The organism is Arenibacter troitsensis (assembly GCF_900177645.1).
In the GTDB taxonomy this organism is placed as follows: Bacteria; Bacteroidota; Bacteroidia; order Flavobacteriales; family Flavobacteriaceae; genus Arenibacter; species Arenibacter troitsensis.
The window spans coordinates 99,554-116,218 of the sequence record NZ_FXAO01000003.1; the positions used below are offsets into that span (position 1 = coordinate 99,554).

The following is a 16,665-nucleotide window of genomic DNA, read 5'->3' on the forward strand; positions in this document are numbered from 1 at the left end:
ATTATAAAGGTTCTCAACCTTTAGAATTTATGCCGTGGCGCTGGCCAAGCGTTGGCAAATTGTGTTTTAAAATGAAAGCCATTTAGCGTTTATTTTAAAAAAGCAATCGAGCGTTTGGCTGTGCGGCAATTTCACATAACCCGTGGCAAAAGAAATTAGCCAGTGGCTGATTGTTTTTGGCGGCGAGATGATGCGGTTGCCACAGTAGCTAAGAATACCATTCAAACCAAATACCTATAGTTTGTTTTTACATATTTCGTAATTCCCTTGAACATAATTCAAGACGTTATAATACAGCTGTGCCGTAGTTATAACTGAATTATGTCAAATAGCGCCAAAATACGCTATTACAGGAATTACTATAATTGAACCATAATTTACATTATGTAAAATAGAATTTTCAGGGTGACCTTCCTTAAGTTTTATTCTGTGGTTCAATTTGCTGTAGTAGAGTCTGACGATAACACCCCTTCCTTTGCTTTAAAGTTATATTCCAAAAATCTCTAGGAACATTTTAAATCCAAAAAAAAGCTCCGGATATAAATGTCCGGAGCTTTTCTTCCTAATGTTCCCACGCTACTGTCGTTTTTAGGTGAATGCAGTTGTTTAAACTGTCACAGGAAAATTAAAGGAATCTTTTAATACCTCAACATGTTGCTGTATTCTTCAACTGATTTTTGTATTTCTAGATAGGAACGAATTTGGGCCATTGTTTTTTCAAAGAGTTCAATCCTTAAATCCTTTTCCCTCTTTAAAGCTTTGATCAATTCTGCATTCGTATTTTTCAAGCTCCTTAGAGATTGTCGGAGGGTTTCAGATTTAATAAACAAGGAGTATGTGTTAGGTTCACATACATAAGAGGTCAATTTTTTTTCCAATTGGCACAAATCATTATTGGTACGCTCCAATTTTAGAATACATCCACTGTTGGAAGGCCTGCTAATTAAATTTCTACTAATTTTTGGGGTTGTTTCCATAGTGTAAGCTTTGTTTTAGGGTTAACAGTTTTTTCTTTGGTACACTCTTATATAATTTGATTTTATTGATTTGAAACTAAAAGATACGACAAAATTCCCATTTTTCTCCAAGTAAAACCCTCATTAACATTAGTTTAAAGCAATATTAACACCTACCTTGCATCGACGTATGGCCTTTTTTCTTCGACAAACGGTTGGTTTGTTCTGCAATCCTTGCCTTTTACAGGGCTTCTACTCCAAAGCAATAGTGTTTTCTCCACTTCCACTCCCCTCCTTCCCCAAACCATTAATTTAACATTGCCCCAATCACCTCTTAAGCTCTCATGGACTTTTTCCTAAAAGATTTTATCTAGACTGCGTCAAATTGTACTTGCTAGTTCCTTGTGGGGTTCAAATTTAGATGCACTGGCCGTACCCTGAGTGGAACCCAAGGGTTGGACAGGCAATGAAATCGAAGTTTCACGAAAACCTATCAAAACAATAAGAACCACAAAAGTAAATTGAAAATAGTCCGTTCCTTTGTGCAGTCCACACGAATAAAGTTTCGATAAATTATTACCACTTTTCGAATGCCGTTGTATTTTCTCCATGGAGTCCGTTGCCGGGTCTATCTTTAACTATAACCAACTGTGAAAAATGAATGATCAAAAAGAAACCCCGATGCATTGCATCGGGGTTTCAAAATATGGTTATCAAGATTAGGGCAATTACCAGCTAATCTCTTCAGATTCTCCATTAGGATAGGTAACGGTTCCCGTTTGGTCACAACTACCGGTTCCAAAGTCCAAGGAAGCGGTCATTCCGTTCACTTCCAACTGCATAACTCCAGAAGTAATGAAGGCACACCCCAAGTTTGCGGACAAAGGTTCGGTCACTGTAAATTCATAAGTAATACCATCTACGGTGATGTCCCAATCTCCCGTACAGCTAACATCCGCTCCTTCGGCATTGATCTGATCAAAATGCCAGCTAAGTACTTTATCCCCTTTCCAAATTATCTTATTTCCATTGTCATCCTCAAAAGTGGCATCGGTAACTACAGTAAAAGTCGGACCGTTGGAATCGGAAAAATCAAAAGCAAAGCTCTTGGTACCGTTCAGTAGATAGTCGTTATAGGTAAAATCGGTAAACGTTACTTCAAAACTACCTATGCTCCCGTCCGTACTACCATTGTTTCCGGTTAAAACGATGGTTCCACTTACCGTTTTACCTTTAATGATACATTGATTGTAAGTTACCGTAATACTTTCTTCGGTAAATGCAAGTGTTGCACATTCAGTGTTGGTCTTGTTTGTTTTTCCTTCCTTGTCGTTGATCAGTAATTCTGAAACCAACTCGTCCAGTCCGTCCGAAACGGAATTGACCTGCATTTGGGCCTTCACTTGTTCGGGCGTGAGGCTTTCATCATTTAAGTTATTCATAGCGTCATTGCTACAAGCAGCGACCAACATTAATCCAAAGCTTAGAACTAAATAATTAAATGTTTTCATTGTTTATGGGGTTTAAAACATATTTAACTCGGCTAAAATAAGCGCTATTATACTATTATGTTAAGAAAAACGTAATTTTTCGACTTACAGTATGCTTTATTAAGAAATATCTTATATATAAATTGATTTTTAGGTGCAATTACCCTTGAATTTGAGCGACTTTGACCTAAAAACACCTTAATTACTCCCTCCAAAAATAATATTAATCCAATTGAAAGCTAAAATTGTTGTAATCGTCCCGTTGATAGGCCATTTTTTGTGTAGCTGGCGAGATGGCGAAATGTGGTGAAAATGTAGTGCTAATCACGGTCTTTCCATCCGGCAGGAATTCCATAAGCCGAAGCCAACCATCTCCCCCATTACCGTGCCAACCACCGCCCATGGCCTGGGCATTAAACGTTATCTGGTTCACCTTTTTTCCAGCAGCGTTCTTATCCACTTTAAATGCCGTATGCCCCTTAAAATTATCAGGGGATCCAATATGGCCTGAAAAGACCAGTTGCACATTTTTGGAGGGAGCCACTAGCTTTTCCCAAATGGCCTTACCATAGTTGGCATCTTCTATAGGGTAGTTTTCTTTTTCCATATGCTTGTTTTGGGCATTTAGATAGGAATGGGTAAGCATTACCACCGTATGATCTTTATAAATTTCTTTGGAAATCTCGCTGTTAGCCCATTGTAAAATGGTATCCCGTGGGGCGAATTCCAGGTTTAGGAATAAAAACTTTCTTTGATGGGGAGATATAAATTCATAAGTGGCATTTTCCACAGAGGGCAGGCCGTCTATATTCTTTCCGGCGGCCCGTAAGGCCTTTGCATTCAACAAGTTTCTATGTACCGGGAAATACTGATTGTAATTGGATTTTCGGTTTTCAACACTTTTATAACCAAAGTCGTGGTTACCGGCGGCCAAAATATAAGGGACCTTCCCATCCAAGCGTTCAAAGGCGTGCGATACTGCCCTCCATTGATCCCTACTGGGCATGTTTCCGTTTATCTTATCCGAAACCAAAAGTTCGTTCTGCTCTACCAAATCTCCTGTACACAACACCATTTTTATGTTCAGGGCATCTATATTTTCACTGATCCAAGCCGTCATGGTTTCCAAGATGCCCTGGTTTCTTTCGAACTTCACGTAGGTCTGGGTATCCGGGACCAAAATAATGGACCAGGAATCCGGATTGGACAATTTGGGTGCGGTGTAGGCCTCTTGTGCCCTAAGGCTAGTTGTAAGTATGAAAATCGGGACAAGAAAAATGCAAAAACGGTATTTACGGTTCATTTTGGATGAATATAGGTTGCAATGGATAAATTTAACCTTTTTAGACGAAGACAAAAAAGCCAAAAGCCAAAAGCCAAAAGCCATTAGCCAAGAGCCACTGCTTTCTTGTCTTCTAGGCCTTGGTTTGGTTTTTGGGATTTTAAGACCGTGAAAGTTGTTGTAGGACTTCAAATATGATTATTTTCGTTCCTTAGCAAAATTTTACCGATACCCATGCCCGATTTCCATAACGAATTAATTCCCTATTTAAAAAAATACTTTGGTTTTGACCGCTTTAGACAACAACAAGAGGCCATAATCACAGCGGTTTTAAATAAGGACGATTGTTTGGTGATCATGCCCACCGGGGGTGGAAAATCCATTTGTTTCCAATTACCGGCCCTTTTGTTCAAGGGCACTACCCTCGTAATTTCCCCATTAATTGCTTTGATGAAAGATCAGGTAGACGGACTAAACGCCAACGGTATCCCAGCGGCTTTTTTTAATAGTAGTCAGTCTGCCCAGGAACAACAGGCCATATTGGATAGCACCCATAAAGGGGAATTAAAACTGCTTTATGTGGCACCGGAAAGCTTGCAGGGCCTATCCCCTATTCTATATGAGGAGTATGTTAGCTGTGTGGCCGTGGATGAGGCCCATTGTATCTCGTCCTGGGGGCACGATTTTAGGCCGTCTTATCAACAATTGGGTTTTTTAAAGGCTTCGCTGCCACAGACACCCATTATTGCCTTAACGGCTACCGCGGACAAAGCTACCCGACAGGATATTTTGGCGCAATTGCAGATTCCCGAGGCCAAACAATTTTTGGCTTCTTTTGATAGAAAGAATATTTCCTTGGAAGTGCGGGCAGCCCATGACCGGGTGACCCAAATTCTTCAATTTATAGAACAGAGACCCAATGAATCGGGTATTATTTATTGTCTAAGTCGAAAATCGACCGAAACCTTGGTCGAAAAGATCCGCAATAGCGGTTTCAAGGTAGCCGCCTACCATGCGGGTTTGGATTTTGATAGCCGCAACAAGGTGCAGGAGGATTTCATTTTTGACAAGACCCAAATTGTATGTGCCACCATAGCCTTTGGGATAGGAATAGACAAATCCAACGTGAGATGGGTGATTCACTATAACATGCCCAAAAATATCGAAGGCTATTATCAGGAAATTGGTAGGTCCGGAAGGGACGGACTAGCCGCACATGCCCTTTTGTTCCATAGTTATGCCGATGTAATCCAATTACAACGATTTGCTTCTGGTGCTACCAACGAGGAAGTACAGCTGGCCAAATTGGAGCGTATGAAGCAGTTTTCGGAAGCCTCCAGCTGTAGACGAAAGATTTTATTGAGTTATTTTGGGGAGTACCTTCAGGCCGACTGTGGCAATTGCGACGTTTGTAAAAATCCGCCACAGTTTTTTGATGGTACGGTAATCGCACAAAAGATATTATCTACCATAGCCAGATTGAAGGAGTCCGAGGCTACGGGAACCGTTATAGACGTATTGCGCGGTGCCCAAAATACCAACATTTTGGATAAAAATTATCAGCAAATAAAGACCTACGGCATTGGCAAGGATATTTCATGGAACCATTGGCAGCATTATGCCATACAGCTTATAAACCAGGGGCTCTGTGAGATAGCCTTTCATAAGAACAACGTGCTTCGTTTGACCGATTTGGCCAAGGCCGTATTGTTCAACAACACCAAAGTACAACTGAGTCAGCCCTTGTCCAAGGAAGAGCAAATGGCGGTCCGTAAGGAAAGTAAGTCCAAGCCTATTAACGAAAATTCCCTGTTTGAAAAACTACGGCAATTACGGTTTCAAATTTCCTTGGAGGAGAATATTCCAGCATACCTTGTTTTTAATGATGCTACCCTTAAGGAAATGGAGTCCAAAAAGCCGGTGAGCAGTGAAGCGTTCAAAGAGATCAACGGAGTTGGCCAACGGAAATTGGAGGTCTACGGGGAAATGTTCATCAATGAAATAAAGGCCTTTGTTGAAACCGTCCCCCAAAAAAAGAAGAAGAAAAAAAGGAAATCGGACACGGCATTGGAAAGTTATGAGCTGTTTAAGGTAGGGAAAACCGTTGAGGAAATTGCGGAGATCAGGGGCCTAAAACCCAACACCATTTTGGCCCATTTGGAAAAATTGTACCATGAGGGGAAGGATATGGACATCTATCAATTAATATCGAAAGAGGATGTAGCCAAAGTTGCCGAGGCCAAGAAAGAACTCCAAGACCCGGAAGGGCTAAAGCCATATTTTGAGTATTTTAAGGAGGAAGTGGAATACAGCACTATCCGATTGGCACTCAGTGTTATTGAAAGGGAGAAGATTTTATAAGTAGTTATAAAGTTGAAGGTTGGAAAGTTGGAAAGTTGAATGTTAGAAGTTTCAGGTTTCAAAGTTTCAGGTTTCAAAGTTTCAGGTTTAAAGCTAATAGTCGTTTCGAACGAGCAGAAGCGAGGAGAAACCACAGGTTCACGAATACCCTTCAAATAGAAATGATATGAGCTTAATCTCAAAGGCAACGCTTCTATGTAGTTATAAAGTTGAATGTTGGAAAGTTGAAGGTTAAAAGTTTCAGGTTTCAAAGTTTCAGGTTTAAAGCTAATAGTCGTTTCGAACGAGCAGAGCGAGGAGAAACCACAGGTTCACGAATACCCTTCAAATAGAAATGATATGAGCTAAATCTCAAAGGCAACGCTTCTATGTAGTTATAAAGTTGAAGGTTGAAAGTCGACCGTACTATCGTAAGTTAGAGTAACGTGTTGTTTGGCATTGTGTCGAGAACTCTTGTTGAATTGCAAGGCCCTTATCATATCAAACAAAAAAACTCCTTCCCCTCAAAAGTCTTTAGGGAAGGAGCAACCATTGGGTTATTATCTCCATTAAAAACTAACGGATACCTTGCCTCTGGCAAAAAACGGTGTACCCGGAGTAAAATGGATTTCTTCTACCGCCTCCGCTTCGTTGAACAATCGACTGGTAGTAGCAAATTGGGTCTCGTTCCAGTCGGTATCAAACAGATTATCCACGATGAGTCCAAAACTCCAATTTTTCCAAGAATAATTCAGATTCAAATCGGTTACAAAATACCCCTCGGCAATAATGGAATTGTCCTCATTGGCAGGCCTATCCTTAATAAAGCGATAGTTCACTCCCCCAGAGAAGTTATGAAGTCCCTTAAAGGTGAGTCCACCCGAAGAGGTCAGGTCCGGCGCCAAGGGAATATAATCTTCCCCACTAGGGTCTTCCGCGCTTCTGGCATAGGTGTAATTAACATCACCATAGGCGTACAACCAGTCCGTTAGCTGGTATCTGGCACCAAGGTCCACCCCATAGCGTTTGGTTTTGCCACTGGGTTCCACAATGCCCGCATCGCCCACATATACAAACTCCTGCTCCAAAAAGAGATGCCATAGGGCCATATTTAATACCAATCGGTTTTTTGGTTTGTAAATGGTGCCTATATCGGCCCCGAAGGCCAAGGGCAAAATTCTTTCCCCATTATTGGCGGTGACCACCCTGGTGTCATTGGAATGAAACCCAATTCCGGTTTTGGCATACAACTGTACGTCCTGGGACGCTTGGTAAATAGCATTTAGCTTGGGACTGACCACCAATTTGTTTTCACTCTTTTGATCATAGGCCGTCGTCAATAGATTTTCATAATCAAATTTTAAATAATCCAGTCGAACACCAGGATTAAAATTCCACTTTTTCAGTTTGTAATTAATATTGAAGAACCCATAGGCGTTCAATTCATCAATATTGCCCAACGCCAATTGCTCCAAAGTGGTCTTTCTGTTGATGGTATGGGAAAGTTCTACATCGTTTACGTCATCATATCTAAACCCTATTCCCGTATTGAACCTAAATTGTGCATTATTTTGGTCCAGGTGTATGGTTCTATCATAACTGGTCTCCCCCCCAATCAGGGTTCTATTTTCTTTTTGCTTTATTTGATCTCCATTAATGGGGTCCTCTAGGAAAAATGTAAAATTGGAATACAGTTCAAAATCATATTTGGACATAAATAACTTGGATTTAAGTCGACTATGTTGATCCAATTGTTTGTCATGGTTCACCAATAGGTTGGTACGGCTGGTATTGCCACCCTCTGTATCATCAATGGCGCCAAACCTGCCAATGCTTCCATTGTCCACGGCCCGTTGGGGAATTTGTCCAGAAGCGTCCCACTTGCTCTGAAAGTGGGAGGCCGTCAAATTCACTTCATTGCCGGCATCGTCCTTATGATGGTAACGTCCCATTATGTTTATCCTATTAAAATTCTGGGGAGATTCAAAAACTCCGTCGGAAATCAAATATTCTGAGGCTAAATAGGCATTGTCATCATCGCTTTCCAATAGTTTTAGCATCCCCAGACCCCTTAGGGTATTGTATTTTCCTACCTCCATGCTAACCACATTTTTATCCAATGTCTTTTTGGTGGTGAGGTCCACATAGCCAGCGGTATTAAAATTACCTTTATCGGCATAGTAAGGACCCTTTCCAAAATCGATATTGTCTATGGTTTCCGGAATTATAAAATGCATATCGGCATAACCTTGGCCGTGGGCATGGGACACCATGTTTACGGGTAAGCCATCCACATTTATAGCTATATCCGTTCCATGATCTATATCAAATCCCCTTAGGAAAATTTGTTCGGCCTTACCGCCGCCAGCATGCTGCCCTATAATGAGACCAGGTACTTTTCTCAGGATTTCCTGGGAAGATTTAACGGGATCGGCTTTCACGTCCACATTTACAAAACTGCTCATGGCGTTTATATTGGATACCAGCACCACCTGATCCAAGGATACCGCAGCCTCCTCCAGAACAATATTTAGGGGGTTGTCCAACTGACTTTCGGTTATAAGCAGTTCTTTGTTCTTGAATCCTAGACTGTAGAAATAGATATGGTCATTAATGCTAACGTTTGTCAAACTAAATGCTCCCGCATTATTGCTGTAAGTATAGTTACCGGTATTTCTATTGTACACCCCTACTCCATTTAGGGGGGTGTTTTCCTGATTGGTTATTGTTCCGCTTATGGTATGGGCGTGTAAGGCTCCGGAAAGTAATAGAATCAATAAGCCAAGTGTATTTTTGATCATAGTTTTATTTTTTATTCCGAATAGCGGCCTGCTATTCTTGACATATAATTTGGACATAACTCTCCCTATAAAACCAACGGCCATACAAGGGATTGGGTTGAATGCCTTTTCTATAAAGTGTTTCAGTATTGGATAATAACAATGTAGAAGCGAACCAATATATCCCGTATTGGATGTTGGATGCCTTTTAGAAATTATTACGTTCCAAAAATTAACAATCGGGCTTTGGAGGAGGTACTATGGGATAATGAATTCCTTTGGAGGTGTTTTCCTGTATTTTGGAAAAACAAGATTTTGTAAATGTTGCAATAGCAGGTAAAGTCTTATAGTGGCCTACCACTATATGCTTGTCCAATTCCAAGGGCACCTTCATATTATCATTGTCATGATGGGTCGGGGTTGAAGCACTGAGTACCATGCTCATAAAATCTATTATCTCATGAGTATGAGGCTCTTTATCATGTGAATGGATATGGCCATGGAGGGCCAATTCGTTAGGTCCTGTATGGTTATGGGACTTTGTTGAATGGGACAATGCCCTGGTATGGGGCTTATCCGCCTGGGCTTCTTGGTTTATATTTTGGGTATGGGAGGTAATGGGGTGATGCGCTGTTCCTGAATCAATTGCATGGGAAATGAAATGCAGTATTTCAGTGGACTCCTGCCGCAAAGGGGCCATTAGATAACAGATGCCCATTAGGACAGCTACACTTCTAAAAAACCACGGCTTCAAGCCTTTTTCATTTTTTTGTATCACGGATACCTTGTTATACGCTACTTACGGAAAAATTATGCTGTGGGTTTGATTTTTTTGGAAAAATATAAAATAGCCGCCTTATAACAGTTAAAATATCGTGAAACATTCTTTTGATTCTTTATATGAAGGGTTGGTATGGAGTATAGACTATGGAGAAGTGGGAATAAAAATGATCATGATCCTAGCTGATAGAAATTTAAAAGTGTATAAAGTACTAATGAAGTTTTAATAGTTGGATTTACTTAATATGTGCGACTTCTCAATCGCCTGAAAAAGGGCTCATTTGGAAGTGACTGCGATGGTATGATCTTTAGCATTTCCTAACCCTCCTTCTTTGGCCATAGTGAGGCCATCTTAATTCTTTACAAGGAAGGAAATTTAAATTTTTTTCCCATTCGGAAAAAGATGGGCCCAAATGCCTGGAGTATTGAAAAGTAGTAATAAAAAGGACCACAGGCCTAGGTGATAGACATTTATACGTGTAGAAAGCTCTAACAAAAAAGGAATATTTGGCATTGGCTACAATGTTCGATAATCAATTTATCAAATAGTAGCTAATTTACTTATTTACAGATTTTTATAATTAAAAATACTACTCATAAATTGTTTGGATATTCATTTTGGTATTGTCAGGGAACGTATTATGACTGTAGCTATCGAACAAAAAATTTAACAATAAAACAACAATTTAATTCCAATGGCGTTCTTAAAAAAAAGTAATTTTATATCACAAAAAAAGTTAGATATGTCATTTTTATCACCACAGATTGAAGCTTTGGCCAAAAGAAAAAAAGAACAGTCCCTTGTTAAAAAACCGGATTCATGCGGTATTTTTCAGGAATATGGGAAACTGGAAAAGATTCAAAAACCACAGGAAAGTAAATAACCTACTTTTCTTGGCATTGCTAATCTTTTGGAAATAAGCTCCTGTCCAATCCAGGTATAAGTTTTAGCGCATTCTTGTAGTATAACTTTTTTAGCACTTCATCCGGCAAGTCCATGCCGTACATGGCCCAAAAGGCGTGGTATTTCTTGTGGTATGGAAAATATTCATCATCGGATTCCAGCACTCTAAAATAGGTTGGGAATTCTTCCGGTTTCCAACTATCCTTTCCAAACAGGACGCGATCCTGATATTTCACAAAAAATTTATGGGCATTTTTCGGTTGTCGGCCCAATTCCGCAATAATAGCTCCAATACCAACATACATATTGGGCATTTCGTCCATTAAACGGGCCAAGGTACCCAAATCATTGGCGTACCATCCCATATGGGCATTTATAAATTTGGTGTTTGGGTGCTTTTTGAACATTCTGTGCTGCTCCCCAATAATCTGTTCCCATGAAGCCGGGTCTGTTGCCGAGCGCTTTCTCCTAGGGTGTGTCTTTAATTCCAGCCATCTTTCGTTATCGGAGTTTACCTCATCCCAGAAAGGTTTGGGATCTGCTGAGTGGATTAGGACCGGTACGCCCAATTCCCCACATTTTTCCCAAATGGCACTTAAACGGTCGTCATCTACGGCCAAGCGTTTTCCAGAGACATCTTTATCCCGCAGCCCTAGACTTTTATACACCTTAAGCCCCTTGGCACCGTTCTTTATATCGGCTTCCAACTGTGCCACGGCCTTCTCGGACCATCCCGGTTTGCCAACCCCGTCAAAATCTACATTGGCAAAGACCGCAAATCTGTTGGGGTAGTGATCCTTTATGTTCTCTAGGGATTGTTTTATTCTTTCCCCAGATCCACCACTAAGGTTTACCATGATGGCCAAGTTTAGCTTATCCATATCGGCAATTAGCAAGGAGAGGTCCTGTGTCGGCATCTGGTACTGATGACCATGAACATCTATAAACGGGAATTTGGCCCTATGTATTTCCTTTCCAGGTACTTTCAGGGTTGAAACGGGATTGTATTCCTCGAAGCTCATGTTTTGGGACATCGCTTCATTGGAAAAGGCTAAAAACAAAATACAAAGTGGGACTAAATTCTTTAAAATCATTATATCATTAAATTAGATTCTAAATTTATGTTATAAAGTGGACAACCTAAAGTTTGAAACTAAAAAAATATACAGAACATGAATTCTATGGCAGTGGTGTAACAATTGTTGTTGTGTGGACCTCTTATCTTTGTTCCTATTCTTACCCACCTTGAACCTGAAACTAGAAACCTTGAAACAGCCAGCGGTTCACAGTAAGCTCTTTTTCACCCGTTCATATTCTTCCAAGGTGTCAATGTCCAGCTCTTTTCCGTCCGCAGATATTCCCATAACATCATTCTGCTGGGTTTTGATAATTTCCCTAGCCCCGTAATCCGAATTCAATTCCAGCAGGGCTTTAAAATGGACTTTTCCAAAAATAGCGGGCACTCCTACCCTATAGTCATATTTGGTAGCCACAATGCTGTGTTTGGAATTGGAAAAATTATCTATCAGCCTATTTAAGTATTGCATATCCAACAATGGTTGGTCGGCCAACATCACTAAAATTCCATCATAGTCTGCGTCCTGTTCCAAAAGATGCTTCGTGCCATAGGCAATGGAATTTCCCAGACCCAACTCCCAGTTGGGATTAAGGATCGATTCCGTACCTAAAAAATCGGTTACTTTCTTAATCTCTTGATCATAGGCCCCTAATACCGTCAATATCTTGGTAGCCTTGGAGTTTTTTGCATTTTTAATGGCATTGCCTATAAAGGTACTGTCTCCCCACGGCAACAATTGTTTTATGGCCTTCATGCGGGAGGAAGTACCCGCCGCCATGATCAAAAGAGCTATATTTAATTTTTTGGGCATTAATCGTGAATCCCGGTTTCTTTATTCTTGAGGAGCATAGGTTCCTTTTTTCTAACAACCGCTAAAATTTCGGCTACAATGGAAATGGCAATCTCCTGCGGGGTCTCGGCACCAATATTGAGTCCGGCCGGTCCGTGGATTCCATCAAGGAAGTCGTACGAGATCTCCGGGCTTAATTCCATGAGTTCCCCAAATAGTTTTTCCCTTCTCCTATAAGGACCTAAAAGTCCTAAGTATATAGGTTTTGAATCCTTTAAGGTCAACAAATACTTTAAGTCTTTGGAATAGCTGTGGTTCATTAGAATAATGGCGGTATGCTGATCTACTTCGCCCAACGGAAAGTGCTCCGGTAAGATGCCCAAAAAGTCATGGGCACCTTCAAAATCCAAAATATTTTTTTCCTCGGATGGGTCGGCTACAACGGTTACCTCCCAACCGGCCATAGCGGCAAAGCTACATAACTGTACTGTATCATGCTCGGCTCCGATAATGAATAGTTTAAAACAGGGTTTCATGTTTTGCTCAAAGGCCTCGAGCTCTTCATGCGGATGGAATCCGGGCAGGATGGGTAATTCTTCTGGGCCAAATACAACCGTTGAGCCATAATCGGCATTGGGGCCCTCTTTTTTTTCAAAAAATGACCGAATTTTAAAATGCTTTCTTGTTGCTAAGGTTTTTTCAAAGGTTTCCAAGAATTGCTTGTCCGGTCTAAAGGCTTCCAGTAAAATATACAGAACACCCTCGCATCCAAGTCGATATCGACCGTCATAGGTCATTATTTTCGATATTTCATCGGCAAAAACGGACTGTGCCTGCCTTACTACCTCCTTTTCAACACATCCGCCACTTACGGCACCTATCATGTGTCCGTCTTCCAATATCAACATGCTTACCCCTGGTCTTCTGTATGAGGATCCATCCAATGCCACCACAGTAGCTAGAACACATTTTAAGCCCTTAGAAGTGGCCGCCTGATATTCCCGTATAATTTTTTTGAATTCGTGTGTCATAATTATAGTAAATCTCTGGTAGGGACAAAAGGGACCAACTCCCCTACTTCATACACATCCATTTTGGGTTCGAGGATTATGAATCCATCCGTATGCACTAAACTGCACAGGTCGCCAGATCCATTCTCCTTTACAAGGGAAGCTGACAAATGCCCCTGGTTAAATCTTATTTTTACCCTTAACAACATTGTCAGATCCCCCTTTACGGCGACTGCTTCTTCTAAAATTACATCAATTTTAGGTATTTGAATGCCTAAGGAACGTCTCAGCCAATCCTTAAAATAAACATTATAATTTGCGAAGGTGGATACCGGATTACCGGGAAACGAAAAAACCACGGTGTTGGTTTCTCGTTGGATTCCGAACCAAAATGGTTTCCCTGGCCTTTGGAATACCCCATGAAAAATCTTTTCCACTCCCAATTCTTCCAAAACCTGTGGAAGAAAATCGAACTTGCCTTTGGATACCCCACCACTTAAAAGGACCGCATTATGCTTCTGTAATGTATTGTCAAGGGCCTTTTTCATACTGGATTTCTCATCTGGCAGATGGAGCTTGGTCGGTACTATACCTACTTTGAACAATGCTGAATAAAGGGTATGTATATTTGATTTTCGTATTTGGTGGGGCAAGGGAATCTCCTCTACCTCTACCAGTTCGTTGCCGGTGGACACAATGGCCACCTTGGGAAGTGCGCGCACCTTGACCGAAGCCATGCCCACAGCCGCCAAAACACCTATTTCCGAAGCTGTTATTGTGCTGTATTTTTTTAAAACCAGATCCCCTTTTTGCTGATCACTTCCGCAAACATGAATATCCTGCCCCCTTTTAGGGCTTTTGGTAAGGGTAGCCGATCCGTTTTCAATAACCAGATGTTCGTACATCACCACAGTATCCGCATTGTCGGGAACTACTGCCCCTGTCATTATTTCCACACAATTGGAAGTATCCATCAATGGTTGGGGAGGCATGCCGGCAGCCAACACTCCTTCTATTTTAAAAGTAGTCAGGCCTTTTTCAATGGCGTCATAATTTATGGCAATGCCGTCCTTGGTGGCCCTATTAAAAGGAGGGAAATTTCTATCGGCTACAATATCTTCGGCAAGGATTCTATCCATAGCCGATTCCAGCAAAACCTGTTCATGGCCAAAGTCCTGATAAAGGTCCAATACTTTTTTATAAGCGTCTTTAAAGGAAATCATGGAACACAAGTTACAATTAAAAGGAGATTTGTTAAAGGGTTATCTTTTGTATTTCTCTCCAAGTTATGGGTTTAATGTTCCTTTCCTTAAGTAATTTGGCCGTATTGGGGTCGGTGAAGAAATCAAAATCCATTTGCCGCCATTGGGAACCAAAATTGGGATGGTCCACACAGACTTGTTTCATTTCCATATTATCAAAGGCAGTGTGAATCAAAATAACATTGAATCCGGCTTTTAGGTTGTTAATTTGTTGGGTATACCACTCATCCAATCCTATACTTTCCATCGCTTTTAAATTGCCTATATGTACTGCATTTACTATGTTGTCCCCTTCCTGTAGCGAGAGGGGATTGCCCACCTCACTTAACAGCTGATCGCTTAAAAAAATAGGTAATTGGTATTCATGGCCCAATTCCCTGTAAACGGATAGAAGTTCCTTGGTGAGGCCCAAGGTGTACATATGGGAGTCCAGGTGGGTGGGATTTATTCCATTTGCCAATGCCCTATCAATTTGGGCCTTCAGCTCCTTTTTAACCTCTTGGGGTTTGGCGAATTTCTTTACCAACTCCCTTTTGGCGTGGAAAAAACCCTGCTTATCCACCAAGCTCGGTACCTCGGAATAGGGCAGTACCGGACCAAATTTATACTGTTTCCATTCAGAAGTCAGCGTTAAATGTATTCCACAGTCGTACTGCGGGTGGTGTTTGGCGAAATTTGCCATATCCAAAAACCAAGGACAGGGGACCATTATGCTAAAGGAATTTACAATACCTGTTTCCAGGGCTTCTATGGTAGCGGCATTTTCTGAACATGATAGTCCAGCATCATCGGCATGTACCATTAAAAGAACATCGTTCTTGCCGTACCCCAATCGCTCTAGGTCGTAATACTTGGCCATATCGTTATTTGTTGTAGGTATTCCTAATAGAAAAAAATTGGTTTAATTGTGAAAGGCATGGAATCCATCCACTCCCCCAACTATATTATAAAGTTCCAGCTCAGGGTTTAATTCCTGCAACATTCTTACGGCCATATCACTTCTTTTTCCTGATTGGCAGAGAAGATAAATGGGTCTTTGGGAGTCCAGTTCATCTATACGCCCCTTTAATTCGTTCAAGGGAATATTGAGGCCTTTCACTTGGGGCAAAGAAAAATTTTCAAATTCCTCTGTCGTCCTAACATCGATTATTTGAATATGCTCTTGACCCTTCAATTTTTTTTCAAATTCCTCTATACTTATGTTGTGGTGGATTTCGCAAACCTCTGCCCCATAGGACCTTAGTAGCTTTTTTATGGCTGCATTTTTCGGTTGTAGACTGAAATTAATAGTTTGATAATATTGGTGTAACCCATTGAACAACAATAGTTTGCCGCTCAACACTTCCCCTATTCCTGTAATTGCTTTTACGGCTTCCAATGCCTGAAGATTGCCTATGATACCTGGAATTATACCCAATACCCCATTGTCGTTGCAATTCGGAATTTCTTCCTGCTTGGGCATGTTGGGAAATAAACATCTGTAGGTAGGACCACCTTGATAATTAAACACACTTAGTTGGCCTTCAAAGCCTTGTATGGCACCCGAAACAAATGGTTTTTTTAGGATTAAACAGGCATCGTTGATCAAATATCGGGTTGGGAAATTATCCGATCCATCTATCACTACATCAAACTCAGAAATGATTTCCAAGGCGTTGTGCTGGGCAATAAAGGTATCAAACCTCTTAAAGTTCGTACTCGAATTTTGTAGTTTTAATCGTTCCAGTACTACCTCAATTTTTGGTCTTCCAAGATCTTCTTCCGTATACAATACCTGACGTTGAAGGTTGGTAATTTCAATAATATCCTGCTCAACTATACCAATCGTTCCAACTCCCATCGCATTCAGATACAAAAGTGCGGGAATTCCCAATCCCCCTGCACCAACCACTAAAATACTGGCGTCTTTTAGTTTTTGTTGGGCTTTTGGTCCAAAATCCCTTAAAACGGTCTGTCTTTGATATCTATTGAAGTCCATCTGCAAATAACAATT

At 40.9% G+C, this 16,665-nt stretch carries 13 protein-coding genes; 2 read left to right on the top strand and 11 right to left on the bottom strand.

From position 1 onward, the window contains the following. Positions 1–638: 638 nt before the first annotated feature. The 3 genes from B9Y87_RS07535 to B9Y87_RS07545 all read right to left on the bottom strand — a co-directional run bounded on the left by B9Y87_RS07535 (position 639) and on the right by B9Y87_RS07545 (position 3,749). A complete protein-coding gene (locus B9Y87_RS07535; RefSeq protein WP_085497760.1) occupies positions 639–977 on the bottom strand; it encodes a hypothetical protein in 339 nt (112 codons plus the stop codon). Between the two features lie 707 nt (positions 978–1,684). After that, positions 1,685–2,467, bottom strand: coding sequence for a hypothetical protein (locus tag B9Y87_RS07540; protein ID WP_139827188.1), 783 nt, complete (start codon positions 2,465–2,467; stop codon positions 1,685–1,687). A gap of 202 nt (positions 2,468–2,669) precedes the next feature. Then, complete coding sequence (locus B9Y87_RS07545) at positions 2,670–3,749, bottom strand: metallophosphoesterase (RefSeq protein ID WP_085497764.1); 1,080 nt, start codon at positions 3,747–3,749, stop codon at positions 2,670–2,672. 213 nt (positions 3,750–3,962) lie between these two features. On the opposite strand from B9Y87_RS07545, the gene recQ reads away from it, so the two are divergent. After that, complete coding sequence (recQ, locus tag B9Y87_RS07550) at positions 3,963–6,089, top strand: DNA helicase RecQ (protein WP_085497766.1); 2,127 nt, start codon at positions 3,963–3,965, stop codon at positions 6,087–6,089. 548 nt (positions 6,090–6,637) lie between these two features. Here the strand turns inward: recQ and B9Y87_RS07555 are convergent. Together B9Y87_RS07555 and B9Y87_RS07560 are read right to left on the bottom strand one after the other, a co-directional pair. Further along, on the bottom strand, positions 6,638–8,869 hold the full coding sequence (locus B9Y87_RS07555) for a TonB-dependent receptor (RefSeq protein WP_085498459.1): 2,232 nt from the start codon (positions 8,867–8,869) through the stop codon (positions 6,638–6,640). A gap of 211 nt (positions 8,870–9,080) precedes the next feature. Continuing rightward, complete coding sequence (locus B9Y87_RS07560; protein WP_139827189.1) at positions 9,081–9,626, bottom strand: hypothetical protein; 546 nt, start codon at positions 9,624–9,626, stop codon at positions 9,081–9,083. 745 nt (positions 9,627–10,371) lie between these two features. On the opposite strand from B9Y87_RS07560, the gene B9Y87_RS21910 reads away from it, so the two are divergent. Beyond that, positions 10,372–10,512 (top strand): hypothetical protein, encoded by a 141-nt coding sequence (locus tag B9Y87_RS21910; RefSeq protein ID WP_176225611.1) that lies wholly within the window; start codon positions 10,372–10,374, stop codon positions 10,510–10,512. 19 nt (positions 10,513–10,531) lie between these two features. Here the strand turns inward: B9Y87_RS21910 and B9Y87_RS07570 are convergent, their stop codons facing one another. From B9Y87_RS07570 to B9Y87_RS07595, 6 genes are all read right to left on the bottom strand, one after another. Continuing rightward, a complete protein-coding gene (locus B9Y87_RS07570; RefSeq protein WP_085497771.1) occupies positions 10,532–11,626 on the bottom strand; it encodes an amidohydrolase family protein in 1,095 nt (364 codons plus the stop codon). Between the two features lie 189 nt (positions 11,627–11,815). Beyond that, entirely contained in the window at positions 11,816–12,421 is a 606-nt protein-coding gene (locus B9Y87_RS07575) for a nucleotidyltransferase family protein (protein WP_085497773.1), read from the bottom strand. Then, positions 12,421–13,431: an XdhC family protein gene (locus B9Y87_RS07580; protein WP_085497775.1), complete on the bottom strand. Its 1,011-nt coding sequence runs from the start codon at positions 13,429–13,431 to the stop codon at positions 12,421–12,423. The genes B9Y87_RS07575 and B9Y87_RS07580 overlap by 1 nt, the downstream gene beginning before the upstream one ends. 2 nt (positions 13,432–13,433) lie before the next feature. After that, positions 13,434–14,633 carry a molybdopterin molybdotransferase MoeA gene (locus tag B9Y87_RS07585; protein WP_085497777.1) on the bottom strand — a complete coding sequence of 400 codons (1,200 nt, stop codon included), beginning with the start codon at positions 14,631–14,633 and terminating at the stop codon, positions 13,434–13,436. Between the two features lie 31 nt (positions 14,634–14,664). Continuing rightward, the gene (locus B9Y87_RS07590) at positions 14,665–15,531 is read right to left on the bottom strand and encodes a polysaccharide deacetylase family protein (protein WP_085497779.1); all 867 of its coding nucleotides are present in this window, start codon (positions 15,529–15,531) and stop codon (positions 14,665–14,667) included. Positions 15,532–15,573: 42 nt separating this feature from the next. Beyond that, on the bottom strand, positions 15,574–16,650 hold the full coding sequence (locus B9Y87_RS07595) for a HesA/MoeB/ThiF family protein (protein ID WP_085497781.1): 1,077 nt from the start codon (positions 16,648–16,650) through the stop codon (positions 15,574–15,576). Positions 16,651–16,665: the final 15 nt, after the last annotated feature.

Coding starts and splice junctions, on each gene's coding strand:
- B9Y87_RS21910 (WP_176225611.1), top strand. CDS start 10,372: ATGTCATTTTTATCACCACAGATTGAAGCTTTGGCCAAAAGAAAAAAA.
- B9Y87_RS07590 (WP_085497779.1), bottom strand. CDS start 15,531: ATGGCCAAGTATTACGACCTAGAGCGATTGGGGTACGGCAAGAACGAT.
- B9Y87_RS07555 (WP_085498459.1), bottom strand. CDS start 8,869: ATGATCAAAAATACACTTGGCTTATTGATTCTATTACTTTCCGGAGCC.
- B9Y87_RS07540 (WP_139827188.1), bottom strand. CDS start 2,467: ATGAAAACATTTAATTATTTAGTTCTAAGCTTTGGATTAATGTTGGTC.
- B9Y87_RS07535 (WP_085497760.1), bottom strand. CDS start 977: ATGGAAACAACCCCAAAAATTAGTAGAAATTTAATTAGCAGGCCTTCC.
- B9Y87_RS07585 (WP_085497777.1), bottom strand. CDS start 14,633: ATGATTTCCTTTAAAGACGCTTATAAAAAAGTATTGGACCTTTATCAG.
- B9Y87_RS07575 (WP_085497773.1), bottom strand. CDS start 12,421: ATGCCCAAAAAATTAAATATAGCTCTTTTGATCATGGCGGCGGGTACT.
- B9Y87_RS07580 (WP_085497775.1), bottom strand. CDS start 13,431: ATGACACACGAATTCAAAAAAATTATACGGGAATATCAGGCGGCCACT.
- B9Y87_RS07545 (WP_085497764.1), bottom strand. CDS start 3,749: ATGAACCGTAAATACCGTTTTTGCATTTTTCTTGTCCCGATTTTCATA.
- B9Y87_RS07595 (WP_085497781.1), bottom strand. CDS start 16,650: ATGGACTTCAATAGATATCAAAGACAGACCGTTTTAAGGGATTTTGGA.
- recQ (WP_085497766.1), top strand. CDS start 3,963: ATGCCCGATTTCCATAACGAATTAATTCCCTATTTAAAAAAATACTTT.
- B9Y87_RS07570 (WP_085497771.1), bottom strand. CDS start 11,626: ATGATTTTAAAGAATTTAGTCCCACTTTGTATTTTGTTTTTAGCCTTT.